The sequence below is a fragment of the Cobetia sp. PDI-23MA genome (assembly GCF_059507735.1).
In genome coordinates this window covers 1,031,134-1,050,512 of the sequence record NZ_CM183352.1, presented here as the reverse complement: position 1 = coordinate 1,050,512, position 19,379 = coordinate 1,031,134, and the positions used below count along the sequence as shown (strand labels likewise).

Below are 19,379 nucleotides of genomic sequence, written 5' to 3'. Positions count from 1 at the left end.
TGGATTGCCATGCTGCTTCGTACCCGATTCCAGCTTGCCCTCTTGCTGCTGCCCCTCGCCACCAGCCTGATGTTCAGCCTGTATGCGGTGGACCGCGAGATCAGCGGTGAGCGCCTGGCCATGATGGAGCGCCTGCAGGCCAGCATGCAGGCCATCATGCCGGGCATGGCCAACGCCGCCCTCGCCGCTGACGACCAACGTCTGCATGAGCAGGCCCAGATGCTGATCGACCAGCGCGACGTGCGCGCCCTGACGCTGCGCACCGCCAACGGCGGCGCCCTGTTGCATCTCGGTCCCAGCCAGCGCCCGGAAACCAGCACGCTGGTCGAGAGTCAGGCCTACCCCTCGGACCCGGACTCGCTGGTGATGGTGATGCCGGTCATCGACCCGTGGCGCGAGACACAACGCGGCGAGCAGATGTCGTGGCTGGTGCTGGAGGCCTCCGATACCCGCCTAGTGCTGCATCGCTATCAGCTGCTGGTCGGCTACGGGCTGGCCAATCTGGTCTTCGGGCTGGCGCTGCTGCTGCTGGCCTTCCATGCCTCGCGCCGCATGCTGCAGCCGCTGCATGAGCTGAGCGAGGCCATGACCTGTCTGGCGCGCGGCGAGACTCACCGCCAGCTGCCGGTGGCAGGCAATGACGACCTCAGCGAGCTGGCCGAGAACTACAATCGCAGCGTCGAGCAGCTCAAGCGCTCCCGCGAGGACATGCAGGACCAGATCGAACAGACCACCCAGGACCTGCACGAATCAATGGAAACCGTCGAGATCAAGAACATCGAGCTCGACATGGCGCGCCGCAAGGCGTTGGAAGCCAACCGCATCAAGTCGGAATTCCTGGCCAACATGAGCCATGAGATCCGCACGCCGCTCAACGGCATCATCGGCTTCAGCAACCTGCTGGGGCGCAGTGATCTGGACAACCGTCAGCGCGACTGGCTGGGACACATGCAGAATGCCTCCTCGAGCCTGATGTCATTGATCAATGACATTCTCGACTTCTCAAAGATCGAAGCCGGCAAGCTCGAGCTCGAGAAGGTCCAGATGGACATCGAGCCACTGATCGAGGAAGTGCTCGCCATGCATGCTCCGGAGGCCCATCGCAAGCATCTGCATCTGCTGGGACTGGTGTATGACGACGTGCCCCAGCGCTTCGAGGGCGATCCGATGCGCATCAAGCAGGTGGTGACGAATCTGGTCGCCAATGCCGTCAAGTTCACCGAACGCGGCGAAGTCATCGTGCGCGTGATGGTGGATGACCTGAACGGCAGCAACACCCGCCTCAAGATCGCGGTGGCAGACACCGGCATCGGCATGGATAGCGCCCAGCGCAATCGTCTTTTCCAGGCCTTCTCGCAGGGAGATCCTTCGCGGGCACGTCAATTCGGCGGCACTGGCCTCGGGCTGATGATCTCCAAGCGACTGGTCGAGCAGATGGGCGGCGAGATCCAGGTCGACAGCCTGCCCGGACACGGCTCCACCTTCCTGTTCAGCGTCCCCGTAGCGGTCAGCAGCATCGAGGAGCGCCCGCGCGAAGTCGTGTTCGATCATCAACGCATCTGCCTGATCGAGCCACACTCGGCCACCCGTCGCGCCCTGAGTTACCTGCTGACCCGCTGGTCACTGACGCTGGTCGGCATCGAAGAGCAGCCGGATCTGGTGGTGGTCGCGCTGGAGAGCCGTGACCTCAAGCGGCTGGATGAATGGGGTGCACGCCTCAAGCATCTGCCGTGTCGCGTGCTGGGCCTGCTGAACGCCCCTCTGCCCGCCGACGCCGAGAACCTGCAGCAGTACGGCATCGACGAGGTGGTCAGCAAGCCGGTCACACGCCTGCAGATGCGCCACAAGCTGGCCAATCTGCTGCATTCACCTCACCGCGACCCGACTCAGGCGCCACGCAGCGACACCTTTACCTCCTTCGAGCCGACCACACGCGAGCCGACCTCAAGCACGGCGCCAGCCGCCAAGCCGACCGACAAGACTGATGCGAGCACCAAGCCAGCCAGCACGCCTGCCGCGAGCGCCACGTCTGTCAAGACGCCACCGGCCGGCCCGCGGCCTGAGCTCGCCGCACAGCCCGCGCGTCAGGAAACCTCCGCACAGCCTCGCAAGTGCGTGATGGTGGTCGATGACAACCCCTCCAACCGACTGTTGGCCGAGGAGCTGTTGACCGACATGGGGCTGGACACCCTGGCGGCCCAGAGTGGCGAGGAGGCGCTGGCGCTGGCTCAGGAGCAGGTCGTGGATGCCGTCCTGATGGATATCCAGATGCCGGGCATGAACGGACTGGAAGCCACCAAGGCGCTGCGTCATCAACAGCGCGAGGGCAACCGTCACCTGCCGGTGATCGCCCTCACCGCCCATGCATTGGCGCACGAGCGGCGAGAACTGCTGGCGGAAGGCATGGATGACTACCTGATCAAGCCCATCGACGAGGGTCTGCTGGCCAACCTGCTCAGTCGTCACCTGGGTATTTCGCTGAACCCGCCACCGCAGGCAGCGCGCACGTCCAGCCAATCGCATAGCCCTGCCCGTAGCCAAACGCGCAGCCCCGCTCGCAGTCCGGCGACGTCTGCCTTGCCACCGGGAGTGAAAGACGCTGCCAGCCAGACCGAGTTCTCGCCGCCGGCAGCGCCGCTGCCCCACTCTGCCGCAAAGAACCGACTTAGCCTGGAACAGGACGCCGACCTGCCGGTGGTCGACATGGCACTGGGCGTGGAGATGGCCGGTGGCCGCGAGGCCCTGGCGCTGGAGATGCTGAGGCTGTTGATCGAGAGTCTGCCGGAGAGCGAGGCCAGGATCCGTCGTGCCTGGCAGGCGCGTGACAACGAGGCGATGATCGATGGCGTACATTATCTCAACGGCGCCTGCCGCTACTGTGGCGTGCCGCGTCTGGCACTGCTGGTGGAAGCGCTGGAGACCCGCATCCGCGTCAGCGGCCTGTCGCGGCTGGAAGAGGATGTCGACGCCCTGTTCGCGGCCATCGATAGCCTGATCCAGTGGTCACACAGCGATGAAGCCAAGGCCCTGCTCGCCGCACCACTTGAGCCGGCTAGCCCCGCGGGTGAAACGCCTGAGACGCCGACAGCGCCCTCTGTCGAGACCTCGCCTTCATCCCCGCCCGCCCCCGCGCCCTCGAATGCACCCGCTGAGCCCTCCGCGACAGGCTCGTCATCGGTAAGCAATCCACAGACAAGCGAGCGACAGACAAACGAGCCCCAGCCCAAAAACCAGCGCTGAAAAACCAGCCCTTCACCAGCCCTGCACAAACGACAATGCCACCCGCTGCCGCAAGGCAGGGGTGGCATTGTCGTTTCGAGCGTTGTGTTCAGAGGCGCGATACAGCGCCAGACCGAATGGGGCTAGCGCTCCAGCACCACGAAGGCGATGGCCTGATCACGCTCATCACTGATCGATAGATGCAGGTGGCGAATACCCGCCCGCGCGGTCAGGGCTTCCGCCTCGTCGGACAGCTTGAGCGAGGGCTTGCCGAGGGCGTCGTTGACCACCTGAATCTGGGTGAAGCGCATGCCCTGGCGCAGGCCGGTGCCCAGCGCCTTGACGAAGGCTTCCTTGGCCGCGAAACGCTTGGCCAGAAAGGCCGCCGGCTGAGGGTGATCGGCAAAGCGCGCCAGCTCCTCTTCCCCCAGCAATCGGCGTGCAAAACGCTCGCCATGGCGTGCCATGCCTGCCTCGAAGCGCTCGATACGCGCGATGTCCGTGCCTATGCCGACGATCATCCGCAGCAGCCTGAGCCCTGCACATGCTCATGATCATCACCGTGTGTGTGGTCATGGTCATGGTCATGGTCATGGTCATGATCGTGTGCATCCAGTGCGGCCATCAGGCCCGCTTCCTGGCCTGCGATACATAGACGCTTCATCTCGATGACGGCCTCCTTCAGACCGACGAACATGGCGCGCGCGACGATAGCGTGGCCGATGTTCAGCTCGTTGAGCCCGGAGATACCCGCGATCGCCTCGACGTTGTGATAATTGAGGCCATGACCGGCATTGACCACCAGCCCCAGCTCGTTGGCCAGCTCCGCGGCGGCCGCGATACGCTCGAACTCGACACGCGCCGTCTCGCCCGTGGCATCGGCATAGGCCCCGGTATGCAGCTCGATGACCGGCGCACCGGCCTCGAAGGCGGCACGAATCTGCGCAGGTTCCGGGTCGATGAACAGCGAGACTTCACAGCCCGCCGCTGCCAGACGCTCGCAGGCGGCAGTGATGCGCGCCAGATCACCGGCGACATCCAGTCCGCCTTCGGTGGTCAGCTCTTCGCGCTTTTCCGGCACCAGACACACGTTGGCCGGCTGGACTTCCTCGGCCAGCGCCAGCATCTCTTCGCTGACGGCCATCTCGAGGTTCATGCGCGTGTTGAGCACCTCGGCCAGAATGCGCACGTCGCGCTCCTGGATGTGGCGACGGTCTTCACGCAGGTGCACGGTGATACCGTCGGCACCCGCCTCTTCCGCGACCAGCGCGGCCTGGACCGGGTCCGGATAGCGGGTACCACGCGCCTGACGCAGTGTGGCGATGTGGTCGATGTTGACCCCGAGCAGAATGCGCAGCGGATGCATGATCAGCTCCTAACGATGAACAAGAGAACAGGCATGGTGACGAAGGCCATGCCGAAGACAGGTCGCGCCATACTATCACGCGTCACGCCCGAGCCGGAGCGGGAACCGACGCCGCAGCCGGACAGTGACGGCACGCCTGATGGCATCAGTTGGACTCGCGGCTCTGACGCCGCCTGGCCGTCAGCTGCATCATCAACTCGCGCGAACGCAGCGGACGCTCTCCCAGCAGCGGCGCCAGCGCACGCCGCGCCAGCCACAGGCTCTCACGGGCAAGCCCTGGATGGCCCCAGTCTTCGCTGGCCAGCAACTTCAGGGCGCGCCCTTCGATGCCCGCCGCGCCTGGCGGCTGTGCCTGAAAGCGTCGCTCACTGACCACATAGTCATAGCGCACGTCCGGCATCAGCGGGCTGTCATCCAAAGCACGAAACTGCGGCATTTGCTCCAGCGCTTCCAGCAGGCTGTATTCCAGTCGTCTGAGTGCGGGGGCGCGCCTGGCGGGCAGTGCCACCTCGTCCAACGTCAGCGAGTAGAGTGCGAACAGCTCCGGCACCGGCATTTCCACCGGCAGGGTGCGGGTCAAAAGCTCATTGGCGTAGAACCCGCACAGCAACCCCTCGCCCGCCAGCAGGCTGGCGCTGCCGCCGGTCTCCATCAGGTTGAGAGTCTTGAGATCGCTCTCGCCACGCCAGGTGACATGCAAGGGCGTGAACGGCTGCAGTCGTGCGCGCGCCTTGCTGCCCGGACGCTGAACGCCGCGCGCCACCGCGCGCACCCGTCCGTGTTCGAGGGTCAGCAATTCGATGATGGCACTGGTTTCACGGTAGGGCTTGCGATGCAGCAGGAAGGCCGGTTGCGGCGTCATCAGACAGGCTCACGTCAGACGGTGGCTTGGCAAATAAAGCTGGCAGAAGGACTGGCAGAGGGCCTGGCAAGAAACGAGACCGCCCGGGAAAGGCCAGGCGGTGCGCGGCAGAGACCGCGAGGACATCGGATCAGCGACGAGCGGCACACGGCGGTCGCGAACCTTCTGGATCGCCCACCCCGTACCGCTCGCGCGGCGTCGTCAGTCCTTGTCGTGGGTATAACCCAGACTCTTCAGGGCACGCTCGTCATCCGACCAGCCACGCTTGACCTTGACCCACAGGTTCAGCATGACCTTGGCGTCGAAGGCACGCTCCATCTCGAGACGCGCTTCACGCCCGATGTTCTTGATGCGCTCACCGTTCTCGCCGATCAGGATCTTCTTCTGGCCCTGACGCTCGACCATCATCAGCGCGCTGATGTGCAGGGTGCCGCGCTGATCGGTCTTGAATTCCTCGATCTCGACGGTCATCTGGTAGGGCAGTTCGTCGCCCAGCTGACGCATCACCTTCTCGCGCACCAGCTCGGAGGCCAGGAAGCGAGAGCTCTTGTTGGTGATCTGGTCATCCGCGAACATGTGCTCACCCTGCGGCAGACGCTGCATCACGTTCTCGAGCAGCACGTCGATGTTGGTGCCGTTCTTGGCCGACATCGGAATGATGGCCGCGAAGTCACGACGCTCCTGCAGGCTCTTGAGCCAGGGCGCGAGGGTGGTCTTGTCCTTGAGCCAATCGATCTTGTTGACCACCAGAATCACCGGCGCCTTCACATGAGCCAGCTTGTCGAGCACGATCTGGTCTTCTTCCATCCAGCGAGTGCGATCGACGATGAACACGACGGCATCGACATCGCGCAGTGCCTGGGTGGCAGTCTGATTCATGAAGCGGTTGATCGCCTTGTTGCGATCGCGCTGCATGATGTGGATCCCCGGGGTATCGACGAAGACGCACTGGGTGCCCTCTTCGGTGTGGATACCCATCACCTGGTGACGCGTGGTCTGCGGACGACGCGAGGTGATCGAGACCTTCTGACCCAGGATGTGGTTCATCAGCGTCGACTTGCCCACGTTGGGACGACCGACGATGGCGACGAAGCCACAGCGGGTGTCCGGCAGCGGCTGATCGCTGACACCAGCAGCGGCCAGCATGCTGTTCAGCGCATCGGCATTGCCGGCGCCGTTGTCAGCTGAATGATCAGAGGCGTCGCCGCTCGGGGTGACGTTGTCTTCTGGGGTATGGCTCATGAGCGGCCTCCGCGGGCAGGTTCGAGCAGTTGCAGCGCGAACTCGGCCGCCTGCTGTTCTGCATGACGACGGCTGGAGCCGACGCCTGTGGTCTTGGTGTCGAGCATCTCGACGTGGCAATCGACGCTGAAGGTCTGCGAATGCGCTTCGCCCTCGACGCTGGTCACCTCATAACGCGGCAGTGCCGCCTGACGCGATTGCAGGAATTCCTGCAGACGCGTCTTGGGGTCTTTCTGGGTGTCCTGAAGATTCAGCGCTTCAAGACGGGTGGCGTACCAGCGCAGCACGTGTTCACGTGCCGCCTGCATGCCGGCGTCCAGATAGATCGCACCGATCACGGCTTCCACGGCATCGGCCAGAATGGACTCGCGACGGTGACCGCCGCTTTTCATCTCGCCGGAGCCCAGACGCAGGTTCTCGCCGAGATTGAATTCACGCGCCAGCTCCGCGAGGGTCTGGCCCTTGACTAGACGCGCACGCAGGCGTGACAGCTGGCCTTCACGGGCCTGGGGGAAGCGCAGGAACAGCGCTTCGGCGATCACGAAGTTGACGATGGAATCGCCAAGGAATTCGAGACGCTCATTGTTCTGGCCACCATAGCTTCGATGGGTCAGAGCCAGTTCCAGCAGGCTCGTATCCTCGAAGGTGTGGCCGATACGCTTTACAAAGGCATTCAGCGGGCTACTCACAGGTCTCCCTACTCTCTTTTTGTCGCTGACGCCCGCAGGCGTCCTGTCGAATGGTGCATCAGTCATGCTGGCTGATGCCTGTCGTCTTCGACATGTCTCGCGATGCCCGAAGCCTACGCGGCTTGAGGAGTTGCCGATTGCCACCATCCCAATCCGATATTCGTCAGCCGCGCTGCCCGCAGGCTTGTGGCCACGGGTCCGACATGATGAACAGCAGGTTGACATGGCAGGCACGACGCATCGTCCCATGTCGAAAATCCGCACTGATGAGGCCGGCGGGCCAATGTGGCCCTGCCAGACACGACCGGGCCGCCTCTCGGCGGCCCGGTCAATGCACTGATCAATGAATCAGGCGTACCGAGGAAAAGTCCGGGAACCCTTCTTTCCAGTGCATCCACACCGCCACCGCCTTGCCGACGATGTTCTCTTCCGGCACGAAGCCCCAGTAGCGGCTGTCGTTGGAGTGATCACGATTGTCACCCATCACGAAGTACATGCCTTCCGGCACCCGGAGCTCGCGCATCTGCGGGCCGGGGTCCTGAGGGTTATTGTAGATTTGATGCGCGTGTTTCCCCAGTGTCTCATCCAGCAGATCTTCACCGGACTGCTCACTGGAGTTGCGCGCATTCAATGTCTTGTCGATGGCCTCACCATTCACGTAGAGCTGCTTGCCTTCATAGCGAATGGTGTCGCCCGGCAGACCGACGACGCGCTTGATGAAGTTGGTGGACGGATCTTCCGGGAAACGGAACACCATCACATCGCCACGCTCCGGCTCGCCGACTTCCAGCACCTTGGTGTCGACCACCGGCAGGCGCAGGCCATAGTCATACTTGTTGACCAGAATGAAGTCGCCGATCTTGAGCGTCGGGAGCATCGAGCCGGAGGGGATCTGGAACGGCTCGAACGCGAAGGAGCGCACCACCAGCACCAGCAGCAGTACCGGGAAGAAGGACTTGGCATAGTCCACCGGCCACGGATCACGCGCCAGATTCTCACGCGTGCCAGCGTCCAGTTCTCCTTCAACGGAGGCCTCGGCCTTGGCCACACGCGCCTTGCGCGCACTGCGCAGGGCAACCAGGTCTATCAACCACACCATGCCGGCTACCGCTACGGCAATCACCAATACTAGCGAGAAATCCATCGTTGTCCCTGTCTGCCCTGGGTCTTGGTGGCAAGCCGCCAGACGGCGGCCTGCCTCAGTCGTTCATCTTGAGCACGGCAAGGAAGGCGTCCTGGGGAATTTCCACCCGGCCGACCTGCTTCATGCGCTTCTTGCCTGCTTTCTGCTTCTCGAGCAGTTTCTTCTTGCGGCTGACGTCGCCGCCGTAACATTTGGCGGTCACGTTCTTGCGCAGCGCCTTGACGGTGGAGCGTGCCACGACCTGACCACCGACGGCAGCCTGGATCGCCACATCGAACATCTGACGCGGAATCAGCTCTTTCATCTTCTCGACCAGCAGACGGCCGCGGCCATGTGCATGATCACGGTGGATGATCGCCGCCAGTGCATCGACGCGATCGCCGTTGATCAACACGTCCAGACGCACCAGCTTGGCCGCCTCGAAGCGCTCGAAGCTGTAATCCAGTGACGCATAGCCCTTGGAAATGGACTTGAGACGATCGAAGAAGTCCATCACCACTTCCGCCATCGGCAGTTCATAGATCAGCTGGATCTGGCTGCCCAGGAACTGCATGTCGAGCTGAACACCACGACGATTGACGCACTCGGTGATGACGTTGCCGACATATTCCTGCGGCACGAGGATGGTAGCGCGGCAGATCGGCTCGCGCAGCTCATCGACGTTGGCCATGTCCGGAAGCTTGGACGGGTTGGACACCGGCAGCACATCGCCGTTGTCCATCAGCACCTCATAGATCACCGTCGGTGCGGTGGTCAGCAGATCGAGATTGTACTCACGCTCCAGACGCTCCTGGATGATCTCCATGTGCAGAGTGCCGAGGAAGCCGACACGGAAACCGAAGCCCAGCGCGTCGGAGTTCTCCGGCTCGTAGTCCAGCGAAGCATCATTGAGCGCCAGCTTCTGCAGCGCGTCACGGAAGTCCTCGTAGTCATCGGAGCTGATCGGGAACATGCCGGCATAGACCTGCGGCTTGACCTTCTGGAAGCCCGGCAGGCGCTCGACCTGATCAGCGGTCTTGGTGTGCACGATGGTGTCACCCACCGGCGCTCCCATGATGTCCTTGATACCGGCGACGATGAAGCCCACTTCACCGGCACGCAGCACGCCGGTTTCCTTGCGCTTGGGCGTGAAGATACCGATGGCGCCGGTTTCCCAGTCGCGTCCGGTGGACTTCAGACGAATCTTCTCGCCCTTCTTCAGGGTGCCATCGAAGATACGCACCAACGAGACGACGCCGAGGTAGTTGTCGAACCAGGAATCGATGATCAGCGCCTGCAGCGGTGCTTCCGGATCGCCCTTGGGCGGCGGAATGTCACGCACCAGACGCTCGAGCAGCACTTCCATGCCCATGCCGGACTTGGCCGACACCTGACAGGCATCCGTCGCGTCCAGACCGATGATCTCCTCGATCTCCTGGGAGACCTTGTCCGGGTCCGCCTGCGGCAGATCCATCTTGTTGAGGACCGGCAGCACCTCGAGGCCCTGCTCGATGGCGGTGTAGCAGTTGGCCACCGATTGGGCTTCGACACCCTGGCCGGCATCGACCACCAGCAACGCCCCTTCACAGGCATACAGCGAGCGCGAGACTTCATAGGAGAAGTCGACGTGCCCCGGTGTGTCGATGAAGTTCAGCTGATAGGTATTGCCATCGTCAGCGTGGTAGTCGAGGGTCACCGACTGCGCCTTGATGGTGATGCCGCGCTCACGCTCGATGTCCATCGAGTCAAGCACCTGCTCCTTGAGCTCACGGTCGCTCAAGCCTTCGCACAGCTGGATGATGCGGTCAGCCAGCGTGGACTTGCCGTGGTCGATATGGGCGATGATTGAGAAGTTGCGAATATGCTTCAAGGACGGCGGCGTTACGCGTTCGGTCATGGATCACTGCTCTGTATTTGTGCCCGTCTCCGTGAAAATCACACGGCCAACACGGGAGACGACGGAAATCGGATTGCACGCATTGTACAGTCCGACTTGCAGCGATGATAGAAGGCGTTGCCTTTTGCGCCCGTCCGGGCCCTGTCACGCCCCGCCTGAACTCGGGTGAGCCGCAGGGCCGCTCGGTAGCAGACGGGGCGCACAGTCGCCCGTGCGCCCCGTCTGCTACCGGAGTGACCGCCGTCATGCCGTTGGCGGTCACTCTCTTTTAGCTTCGCGATCATCCCTCAAGCTCTTGACGCTTGCGTCAGGCGCTGGCGGGATCACTTGTCGCTGTCGGCACGCATGCGCAGTGCGATGTACAGCGGGCGACCGTTGCGCACCAGGCGCAGCGAGACCGGACGGTTGGTCGGCAGCTTGGCGACCACATCGCGCAGCGCCTGCACGCTGGTCAACGGCTGCTGATTGAGTTCCACCAGCACATCGCCAGCGCTGATGCCTGCCTCGGCAGCCACGCCCTGCGGGTCGACTTCCATCACGCGCACCCCGTGATCGAGATTGAGCTCGTTCAGGCTGGCCTTGTCGAGCTCTGCCACCGCAACACCCAGCCCCTGCTTGTCATCACTGGCCTTGCCGGCATGCGCCTGCTCACTGCCCGGCCAATGGCCGACCTTGGCAGTCAACGTCTGACTCCTGCCATCGCGCAGGATGGAGAGCTTGAGCGAATCGCCCGGCGAGCTGGCACCGACCATGCGTGGCAGGTAAGCCGAACTCTCGACCGCCTTGCCATCGACGTCGGTGATGATGTCACCACTCTTGAGGCCAGCGGCGGCGGCAGGGCCGTCCGGATCAAGATCGGCGATCAGCGCACCACGCGCACGGTCGAGCCCGAAGGATTCGGCCAGATCCTTGGAGACCGGCTGAATGACGACGCCCAGCCAGCCGCGGTCCACGCGCCCATCGGTCTTGAGCTTGTCGGCGACATCCATCGCCACATTGATCGGGATCGCGAAGCTCACGCCCATGAAGCCGCCGGAGCGGGTATAGATCTGGGAATTGATGCCCACCACATCGCCATCGAGATCGAACAGCGGCCCACCGGAGTTGCCCGGATTGATCGCCACATCCGTCTGGATGAACGGCACATAGGCGTCCGACGGCAGGGTACGATCGATGGCGCTGACGATGCCGGCGGTGACGGAATGGTCGAAGCCGAACGGTGAGCCGATCGCGGCCACCCATTCGCCGACTTCCAGCGCATCACTGTCGCCCATCGGCAAGGTCGGCAGGTCTTCCGCCTTGACCTTGAGCAGCGCGATATCGGTCTTCTTGTCCTCACCGACCACCTGCGCCCTGAGTTCGCGACGGTCATTGAGGCGCACCATCACCTCATCGGCACCGTCGATGACATGGGCATTGGTCATGATGTAGCCATCATCGGAGATGATGAAGCCAGACCCGAGGCTGGACCGCTTCTCGATACCCCCACGACCCGGGCCGGGCAGCTGATCACCGAAGAAGCGCTTGAAGAATTCGGGCATCTCTTCGCCATTGGGCCCTCGGAACACCGGCCCCGAGCTGCGCTGGATCTCGGTGGTGGTCGCGATATTGACCACCGCGGGTGCCGAATCCTTGACCAGCTGGGTGAAGTCGGGCAATTCGCGAGCCTGGACCAGCTGGGAGCCCATCAGGGCAGCCATGGCCAGAGCAGGTACCATCAGGCGGGAAAGGGATTTCATCAGTGCGGCTCCTGGTACGTCCTGTCATCACTTGTTATCAGGCGTGCAATCACGCAACTACTGACGATGGCAGCGTCACATCGCTGGCGGCGTCCTTCTCATTGACGTCGAAGCGTCGTTGAAGTTCAGCGATTGGTGCCGCGCTGGACGCAACCATGCGTCGCCAACATCCGACAGGTGCCGATGCCAGCCCGATGCAGACTGACGACGCCACCTGCTGACTACGCAAGTCATTCCCCTATCTACCGGGAGAGTCGACTACCGCTATCACTTGAGCACGTCATCACTTGAGCACGACGACTACAGCGCCTTGATCGCCATCGCATCCATGCCGAGACGACGCATCAAGCGCGGTCGATAGAGCGCCTGGCGCTCAGGGCGCGCGGCATGCCAGCGCACGGCCATCAGGCCCGCCGCCAAAGAGAGCGCGAAGCCCAACGGCACCGCCAGGGTGCCGGCGCCCGCCAGCTGCTCGGCAACGATGCCCCCCAGCATGCCGCTGACCAGCGGCAGGCCATACAGCAGGCCCGCACTGCGCAGAAACGCCGACTCATCGATGCCGATCACCACCCGCTCGCCTACCATCGGCAAGTCCTCGCCTGCCGGCACATGGATCAGCACGCGATGCGGCTTGCGACGGGAAAACTGGCTCAACAGGCCGCTGCCACAGCTACTGCGTGCATTGCAGGCACCACAGGTGGAGCGACGCTGGGTCTCGACCCAGACGCCTTCCTTGCCATGCCCCGTGACCTGCCCCTCTTCTTGCATCATCTTGCTGACTCCTGCAAAAACTCGCCGCGCACTGGCGACACATACGCGTAGAATAGCGTCATTCACGGCGGCACTTCACGCGCCTCAGGCCCGACAAGCGCCCACGATACCATCAACAGGAGCCCGCATGAGCGACGCCCCCCCATCCACTTCCCGCCTGGACCCGCTGCACGGCGTCACGCTCAAGGCACTGCTGACCTGGCTGGTGGACCACTACGGCTTCGAGACCCTGGGCGAGCTGATTCCCATCAACTGCTTCCTCAGCGACCCGAGCATCAACTCGAGCCTCAAGTTCCTGCGCCGCACGCCCTGGGCACGCGCCAAGGTCGAGGCGCTCTACATCCAGACGGCAGATCGCTATCTGCATGATTGAGGCCGAGCGTGGTCACACCGGCAAGTGACGGCGCTGGCCGGACGCGACCAGCTCATGTGGGCGCAACCAGGATATACAGACAAGAAAAGAGGGGCAGCCAATGGCTGCCCCTCTTTTCTTGTCCATCCCTGCTGCTTTCCTCTGGCTTGGCTACGACGCCAACGCAAGCCGGTCACCCAGCGAACGTTACTGGGCAACATCCTGCAGGCTGATCCACTCGCTGCGCTCCGGCACCGGGCCACGCGAGGAATGCTGGCTCAAGTAGGCCTCGAGCAGACGGCGCTGGGCGAGATCCGCCGCGGCGACATTGCTGGACGACATGCCGGAATCGTAGCTGCCATTCTGCGGCGCCATGAACATCGGGCGCGAGCTGGAGGGCGTCACGCCGACCTGCATCAAGCCGCTGTTGGTGCCGGGCTGTACCCACTGAGACGCCTCGGCATTCACCGACGGCTGGCTGACCTGACGTACGGTACCACCCTGAATGGCTGAACCGCCCTGATTGGCGGAAGAACCACTGGCAAGCTCTGCACCGCTGTTCACGCCGCCGGGCACCCCATTGTCACCGCCATTGAAGACCTGCACGCCGGTGATCACCATCACCGCCACGCCTGCCGCGATGGCCGCGGAGCCGGCAAAGGAGAACAGGCTGCGACGCTCGGCCGCGGGCGGTGCGCTCGCGGGAACCTCGCGGGAGATCAGCTCGACCTCGGCGCTGACCGCCGATGCGATATCCAGAGTGAAGGTGCTTTCCCGCTCACGATGCATGGCGCTGCGCGCCAGGTGATAGCGGCGCCAGGTGTCTGCAGCCTCAGGAGACTCATCGAGCCCCTTGAGGACACGACGCAGATCCAGCTCGTCCCCCTCCGCATCCATCAGCGCGGACAGCGACTCCTTCACGGATTCGGTGGTCTTCAGATTCATGCGTAAATACCCTCACACTCGTCAGATTGAACGACGACTTCAATCTGCTCTCCTGGCAACAAATGGCGTCATTCACCATGGCGGCTGATGGCCCGAGCAGACCAACGGCAGACAGCGTTACTGCGCCGTGGAAGAGGGGGTTTCGTGCCCTGCCCCTCGCCACTCGCCTTCCAGCGCTCATGCACGCAGTCGCTGAGCTACATGACTACTGAACAGTAAGAACACGCGCTGCACGGATTGTTCCGCCATTCATTCAGAAAACATTCACTTTAGCTGCAAGATTTCGCCAAGCCACTGAGTTGATTGGATTTAATCAACAAGATTTTTGTGGCTCTTCTCTCACAGGGGCGACGCAGAACAGCGACGTCACTCGACGGCAGACGCCGCCGAGGCGGGACTGACCAGCCCCTGAATCGCCTTGTCGACCGCTTCACGTGCGCGGAAGATACGCGAACGTACCGTGCCCACCGGGCACTGCATCACTTCGGCGATATCCTCATAGGACAGACCATCGAACTCGCGCAGCGTGATGGCAGTGCGAAGATCTTCGGGCAGCTTCTCGATGGCCTCGAACACGACCCTCTCCAGCTCATCACGCGCCATGGCGGCTTCCGGCGTCTCGATGTCCGACAGGCGACCGGATTGATCAACCACCTCGGCATCGCCGACATCCATGTCGGTGCCGGGCGGACGACGGCCACGCGAGACCAGATGATTCTTGGCCGTATTGATGGCGATCCGGTACATCCAGGTGTAGAAGGCGCTCTCGGCCCGGAAATTGGGCAACGCACGATAGGCCTTGATGAAGGCTTCCTGGGCGACATCCTGAACTTCTGAATGATCGTGTACGTAACGGCTGATCAGGCCGAGAATCTTGTGCTGATATTTCCTGACCAGCAGATCGAAGGCGCGGTTATCCCCTTTCTGGGCGCGCTCGACCAACTGCTGGTCCGTTTCATTGACACTCATTCACTCGCTCCCTCCGCGGGAGTGGAGGCACCGCTTGCGGACTCCACATCAGGAATCCCCGGGGCATCAGCACCTGACAGGAATTGCGACTCGCGCATGCGTTATCCGGCCCCTTTGATATTCGTTGTGATGGATGCGATGCCTGGCGCGGGGCGAATAAAGCGCCCGGCGGCCCGCTGACGCGACCAAAATCAACGCACAGTGTTCCTGTTTATCATTTGTACGGCAAGACGCCATACCGTCAAAGCCTCAGGTTTTGCGTGTTCACTCCCGTCATGACAGCGTTTGGCGACGCTGACACGTCAAAGCGTAACGATTTCTTTACGATTTACGCTCATCTTGATTCACACGAGCCTCAAGTCAGCGCCAGCCAGCTTGACAGTTGATTAAATTTGACCCAATGACGCTGACAAGCCGGCATGCAGCAGATACCATGGACGTCATTCAGTACGCACAACACGGATGGCGGGCGCAAAGATGCCCGTCTGACTCTGCCAGCCGCCATGCAGACCGCACACCGCACACCGCTCAGGACACTGTCATGTCAGAACAACACGTCAACAACCTCAACGTCCTGTCCCAGGACGTGCTGATCACCCCCGAAGCGCTCAAGCAGGACATCCCGCTGACCGCCAAGGCCGAAGAGACCGTCATCGAAGGCCGTCGCACCATCCAGCGCATTCTGGACGGTGAAGACCCGCGCCTGCTGGTCGTGGTCGGCCCCTGCTCCATCCATGATCTGGACGCCGCCCGTGATTACGCGCGCCGCCTGAAGGTGCTGGCCGAAGAAGTGAAGGACAGCCTCTATATCGTGATGCGCGTCTACTTCGAGAAGCCGCGCACCACCGTCGGCTGGAAAGGCCTGATCAACGACCCGCACCTCAATGACACCTTCGAGATCGAGGAAGGTTTGCACATCGCGCGCGGCCTGCTGGTCGAACTGGCCGAGATGGGGCTGCCGCTGGCCACCGAAGCCCTCGACCCTATCTCTCCGCAGTACCTGCAGGACTGCATCAGCTGGTCCGCCATCGGTGCACGTACCACCGAATCCCAGACCCACCGCGAGATGGCCTCCGGCCTGTCGTGCCCGGTCGGCTTCAAGAACGGCACCGACGGCTCGCTGGATGTCGCCGTCAACGCCCTGCAGTCCGTGTCCCACGGCCATAACTTCCTGGGCATCAACCAGGCAGGCCAGGTCGCGATCATCCGCACCCGTGGCAACGCCTACGGTCACGTCGTGCTGCGTGGCGGCAACGGCAAGCCGAACTACGACAGCGTCAGCGTCGCGCTGGCCGAGCAGGAATTGGCCAAGGCCGGCGTCACCGCCAACCTGATGGTCGACTGCTCCCACGCCAACTCCAACAAGGATCCGGGCCTGCAGCCGCTGGTGCTGGAGAACGTCACCCAGCAGATCCTCGAGGGCAATCGCTCCATCATGGGCCTGATGGTCGAGTCGCACATCAACTGGGGCGCGCAGAAGATCAATGCCGACCGCAGCAAGATGGAATACGGCGTTTCCATCACCGATGCCTGCATCGACTGGGCCACCACCGAAGACACCTTCAAGACCATGGACGCCAAGCTCAAGGACGCGCTGCGCGCTCGCCTCGAGCAGCCTGCCGAAGCCTGAGCCAGAAGCCTGAGCCAGAAGCCTGAGCCAGAAGCCTGAGCCAGAAACCTGAGCCAGAAGCCTGAGCCAGAAGCCTGAGCCAGAAACCTGAGCCAGAAACCTGAGACCACTGGCTTCAGGCCGGCAGCATTGGGTGTCTCGTCCTGAAAAAGCCCCGCCGATTGGCGGGGCTTTTTTGTGGCCGCTGGGTCGGCAGCTGACGGGCCAGCTCTAACCGTCCAGCCCTGAACCATCAGTCCTGATCCATCAGTTCTGGCCCATCAGTTCTGACGCACGCCATCGATCTCGCGCACGAAGGGCGGCAAGGCCTCGATCAGCTGCTGGCCATAACGCTTGGTGAGGATGCGTCGATCCAGAATCGTGATACGCCCTTCATCGGCTTCCTTGCGGATCAGGCGCCCGCAGGCCTGCACCAGCTTGATGGAGACATCCGGCACCGCGATACGCATGAACGGGTTGCCGCCCCGCGACTCGATCCACTCCGCCAGCGTCGCACCGACCGGGTCATCCGGCACCGCGAACGGCAGCCGCGTGATCACCACGTGGGTCAGATACTTGCCGGGCAAGTCGATACCCTCGGCGAAGCTCGCCAGCCCGAAGATGATGCTGCCGCGCCCGCCATCCACCGCCTTGCGATGCTGACTGAGCAGCTCATGCTTGGGCAGACGACTCTGCGCCAGCACCCGCTTGCGGGTCTCGCTGTCCAGCGCCTTGTTGACCGCCGCCAGCTGCTTGCGCGAACTGAACAGCACCAGCACCGCCTCGCGCACATCCAGCGCATTGACGAAGTCGACGATCGCCTGCTCATGCGGGCCGGGCGGCGACGGCTCCACCGCCTCGCGCGGGATGGCCAGCACCGCCTTGCCATAGTCGAACGGGCTGGGCAGACGCTGATAGCGATAGCGATTGGCCAGGCCTGCGCGCTCCTGCAGGCGCTCGAAGCGATTGAGCGCCGTCAGGGTCGCCGACGTCAGCACCGCGCCGAAACAGGCGCCCCACAGATGGCGCGCCAGCGTTTCCGCGGCCGACACCGGACTTGCCGAAACGGTCATTTCCGGCTCGCCATTGAAGCGCTCGAAAGTCAGCCAGCGCGCATGCGGCGGCCCATCGGCAGGGTCATTCAGGCCGATGGCCTCCCACAGCGCATGAGCCTCCAGGGCGCGCCCATGCAGCAAGGCGACCAGTGGCAGCCAGTCCTCGGCATTCTCCTTGGGCAGACCGGTGGCCTTCTCCGGGTCCAGGCTCTCACGCAGGATGTCGGCAATCTGCTCCAGCGCTCGCGACAGCTCGGCGAAGCCCTTGAGCAGGTTGTGGCCCAGCTCCTTGAGCGCCTCCGGCGCCTGACCACGCTCGAAGCGATGGTTGGTGACGTCCTCGCCGGCCCCACTGGGCAGATCCGCCAGCTGGTGGCCCAGCCCGAACACCTCGCCCAGACGCGGTTCGATATCCGCCAGCAACTCCGGCATGCGCGCCAGCAGGCGGCCGATGGTCGGCTGACTGCCCAGCGCCGCATTCAGCTCGGTGAGCGACTTCTTGAGATTGCCCAGCCAGCGCAGCGTTTGATTGATCGGCGTGCGGTGGTGGAAGTGATCCAGCGCCTTGTCGGGCAGATGGTGCGCCTCGTCGAAGACGTAGATGCAGTCGCTGGGCGATGGCAATACCAGGCCGCCGCCCAGCGAGAGGTCCGCCAGCACTAGGTCATGGTTGGCGACGATGATGTCGGCCTGCTCCAGCTGACGACGCGCACGGAAGAAGGCACACGCCGAGAAGTGGCTGCAGCGGCGATTGGTACACTGACGATGGTCGGTGGTCAGACGCGCCCAGTCGCGGTCCTCGATCTGCAGTGGCCAGCTGTCGCGATCCCCCGCCCACTCGCCGCTGGCATAGTCCTCGGCCATCTTGCCGGCCAGCTCCACGAAGCCGCCCCCATCGCTGGCAATCATGTCGCGCTCGAACAGCGCCATGGTCGGGTTATCCTCGACACCTTCCAGCGCCTGGTCGAGCTTCTGCACGCACAGGTAACGGCGACGGCCCTTGGCCAGCGCATAGTCGAAGCTCAGCCCCGAATGCTTCTTGAGCGCCGGCAGGTCTTGATGCATGACCTGTTCCTGCAGCGCGATGGTCGCGGTCGAGACCACCAGCCGCTTGCCGCGCGCCTTGGCCACCGGCAGCGCGGAGAGCAGATAGGCCAGCGTCTTGCCGGTACCGGTACCGGCCTCCAGCACGCAGACATGCTCGTTGCCGAGGCGATAGCCTTCCGGATTCTGCTCGATGTTGCCCAGGGTGCGCGCGATCTCGGCGATCATCAGCCGCTGCCCATAGCGCGGCGTCAGCTCAAGACCCTCGAGCAACTTGCGATAGGCACCCTGAATCTCGCCCTTGAGGCTATCTTCCAGCATTGCGTGTCTCTCTCCTCAACTGGCCATCCACCCCTACCCCACGACAGCCGGTTACGGTCAACAACAATTGGCGACTGGCGACTGGCCACTCGTCGTCAAACCAGCGGGTCATGGAGCGCAAGACGGCGAACAGCCTGAGCTGTCCGCCGTCTTTGCGTGCTACTGCCATCTACCTC

General features: G+C 63.1%; 15 protein-coding genes. 3 read left to right on the top strand and 12 right to left on the bottom strand.

The features are described 5' to 3' along the window. The first annotated feature begins 9 nt into the window (after positions 1–9). Positions 10–3,240, top strand: a complete 3,231-nt coding sequence (locus tag AC5WNJ_RS04520) for a response regulator (protein WP_495930491.1) — start codon at positions 10–12, stop codon at positions 3,238–3,240. A gap of 122 nt (positions 3,241–3,362) precedes the next feature. Here the strand turns inward: AC5WNJ_RS04520 and acpS are convergent, their stop codons facing one another. From acpS to AC5WNJ_RS04475, 9 genes are all read right to left on the bottom strand, one after another. Beyond that, a complete protein-coding gene (gene acpS / locus AC5WNJ_RS04515; RefSeq protein ID WP_043331863.1) occupies positions 3,363–3,740 on the bottom strand; it encodes a holo-ACP synthase in 378 nt (125 codons plus the stop codon). Further along, on the bottom strand, positions 3,737–4,585 hold the full coding sequence (gene pdxJ / locus AC5WNJ_RS04510) for a pyridoxine 5'-phosphate synthase (protein WP_495930490.1): 849 nt from the start codon (positions 4,583–4,585) through the stop codon (positions 3,737–3,739). The genes acpS and pdxJ overlap by 4 nt, the downstream gene beginning before the upstream one ends. A 145-nt stretch (positions 4,586–4,730) precedes the next feature. Then, positions 4,731–5,447 carry a DNA repair protein RecO gene (gene recO, locus AC5WNJ_RS04505; RefSeq protein WP_495930489.1) on the bottom strand — a complete coding sequence of 239 codons (717 nt, stop codon included), beginning with the start codon at positions 5,445–5,447 and terminating at the stop codon, positions 4,731–4,733. 201 nt (positions 5,448–5,648) lie between these two features. Next, positions 5,649–6,593 carry a GTPase Era gene (gene era, locus AC5WNJ_RS04500; protein ID WP_495931020.1) on the bottom strand — a complete coding sequence of 315 codons (945 nt, stop codon included), beginning with the start codon at positions 6,591–6,593 and terminating at the stop codon, positions 5,649–5,651. A gap of 92 nt (positions 6,594–6,685) precedes the next feature. After that, positions 6,686–7,378, bottom strand: coding sequence for a ribonuclease III (rnc, locus tag AC5WNJ_RS04495; protein ID WP_176676451.1), 693 nt, complete (start codon positions 7,376–7,378; stop codon positions 6,686–6,688). 340 nt (positions 7,379–7,718) lie between these two features. Next, on the bottom strand, positions 7,719–8,522 hold the full coding sequence (gene lepB, locus AC5WNJ_RS04490) for a signal peptidase I (RefSeq protein ID WP_253062596.1): 804 nt from the start codon (positions 8,520–8,522) through the stop codon (positions 7,719–7,721). Between the two features lie 55 nt (positions 8,523–8,577). After that, entirely contained in the window at positions 8,578–10,398 is a 1,821-nt protein-coding gene (gene lepA, locus AC5WNJ_RS04485) for a translation elongation factor 4 (protein ID WP_176676449.1), read from the bottom strand. 323 nt (positions 10,399–10,721) lie between these two features. Further along, entirely contained in the window at positions 10,722–12,137 is a 1,416-nt protein-coding gene (locus AC5WNJ_RS04480) for a Do family serine endopeptidase (RefSeq protein WP_176676448.1), read from the bottom strand. A 300-nt stretch (positions 12,138–12,437) separates the two neighbouring features. Next, a complete protein-coding gene (locus AC5WNJ_RS04475) occupies positions 12,438–12,908 on the bottom strand; it encodes a SoxR reducing system RseC family protein (RefSeq protein ID WP_052384327.1) in 471 nt (156 codons plus the stop codon). 127 nt (positions 12,909–13,035) lie between these two features. Between AC5WNJ_RS04475 and AC5WNJ_RS04470 the strand changes: the two genes are divergently transcribed. Beyond that, the gene (locus tag AC5WNJ_RS04470; protein ID WP_043331871.1) at positions 13,036–13,281 is read left to right on the top strand and encodes a VF530 family protein; all 246 of its coding nucleotides are present in this window, start codon (positions 13,036–13,038) and stop codon (positions 13,279–13,281) included. Positions 13,282–13,467: 186 nt separating this feature from the next. Here the strand turns inward: AC5WNJ_RS04470 and AC5WNJ_RS04465 are convergent, their stop codons facing one another. Further along, complete coding sequence (locus tag AC5WNJ_RS04465) at positions 13,468–14,205, bottom strand: sigma-E factor negative regulatory protein (RefSeq protein ID WP_495930488.1); 738 nt, start codon at positions 14,203–14,205, stop codon at positions 13,468–13,470. Between the two features lie 366 nt (positions 14,206–14,571). Continuing rightward, the gene (gene rpoE / locus AC5WNJ_RS04460) at positions 14,572–15,174 is read right to left on the bottom strand and encodes an RNA polymerase sigma factor RpoE (RefSeq protein ID WP_175088179.1); all 603 of its coding nucleotides are present in this window, start codon (positions 15,172–15,174) and stop codon (positions 14,572–14,574) included. A gap of 541 nt (positions 15,175–15,715) precedes the next feature. On the opposite strand from rpoE, the gene AC5WNJ_RS04455 reads away from it, so the two are divergent. Beyond that, complete coding sequence (locus AC5WNJ_RS04455; RefSeq protein WP_043331875.1) at positions 15,716–16,804, top strand: 3-deoxy-7-phosphoheptulonate synthase; 1,089 nt, start codon at positions 15,716–15,718, stop codon at positions 16,802–16,804. Between the two features lie 260 nt (positions 16,805–17,064). Here the strand turns inward: AC5WNJ_RS04455 and dinG are convergent, their stop codons facing one another. Then, positions 17,065–19,203: an ATP-dependent DNA helicase DinG gene (gene dinG, locus AC5WNJ_RS04450; RefSeq protein ID WP_495930487.1), complete on the bottom strand. Its 2,139-nt coding sequence runs from the start codon at positions 19,201–19,203 to the stop codon at positions 17,065–17,067. Positions 19,204–19,379: the final 176 nt, after the last annotated feature.

What these genes read in the sequence shown, in the direction of transcription:
- lepB (WP_253062596.1), bottom strand. Translation starts at nt 8,522, where the DNA reads ATGGATTTCTCGCTAGTATTGGTGATTGCCGTAGCGGTAGCCGGCATG.
- rpoE (WP_175088179.1), bottom strand. Translation starts at nt 15,174, where the DNA reads ATGAGTGTCAATGAAACGGACCAGCAGTTGGTCGAGCGCGCCCAGAAA.
- AC5WNJ_RS04465 (WP_495930488.1), bottom strand. Translation starts at nt 14,205, where the DNA reads ATGAATCTGAAGACCACCGAATCCGTGAAGGAGTCGCTGTCCGCGCTG.
- dinG (WP_495930487.1), bottom strand. Translation starts at nt 19,203, where the DNA reads ATGCTGGAAGATAGCCTCAAGGGCGAGATTCAGGGTGCCTATCGCAAG.
- lepA (WP_176676449.1), bottom strand. Translation starts at nt 10,398, where the DNA reads ATGACCGAACGCGTAACGCCGCCGTCCTTGAAGCATATTCGCAACTTC.
- AC5WNJ_RS04470 (WP_043331871.1), top strand. Translation starts at nt 13,036, where the DNA reads ATGAGCGACGCCCCCCCATCCACTTCCCGCCTGGACCCGCTGCACGGC.
- AC5WNJ_RS04455 (WP_043331875.1), top strand. Translation starts at nt 15,716, where the DNA reads ATGTCAGAACAACACGTCAACAACCTCAACGTCCTGTCCCAGGACGTG.
- AC5WNJ_RS04520 (WP_495930491.1), top strand. Translation starts at nt 10, where the DNA reads ATGCTGCTTCGTACCCGATTCCAGCTTGCCCTCTTGCTGCTGCCCCTC.
- pdxJ (WP_495930490.1), bottom strand. Translation starts at nt 4,585, where the DNA reads ATGCATCCGCTGCGCATTCTGCTCGGGGTCAACATCGACCACATCGCC.
- AC5WNJ_RS04475 (WP_052384327.1), bottom strand. Translation starts at nt 12,908, where the DNA reads ATGATGCAAGAAGAGGGGCAGGTCACGGGGCATGGCAAGGAAGGCGTC.
- recO (WP_495930489.1), bottom strand. Translation starts at nt 5,447, where the DNA reads ATGACGCCGCAACCGGCCTTCCTGCTGCATCGCAAGCCCTACCGTGAA.
- acpS (WP_043331863.1), bottom strand. Translation starts at nt 3,740, where the DNA reads ATGATCGTCGGCATAGGCACGGACATCGCGCGTATCGAGCGCTTCGAG.
- era (WP_495931020.1), bottom strand. Translation starts at nt 6,593, where the DNA reads ATGCTGGCCGCTGCTGGTGTCAGCGATCAGCCGCTGCCGGACACCCGC.
- AC5WNJ_RS04480 (WP_176676448.1), bottom strand. Translation starts at nt 12,137, where the DNA reads ATGAAATCCCTTTCCCGCCTGATGGTACCTGCTCTGGCCATGGCTGCC.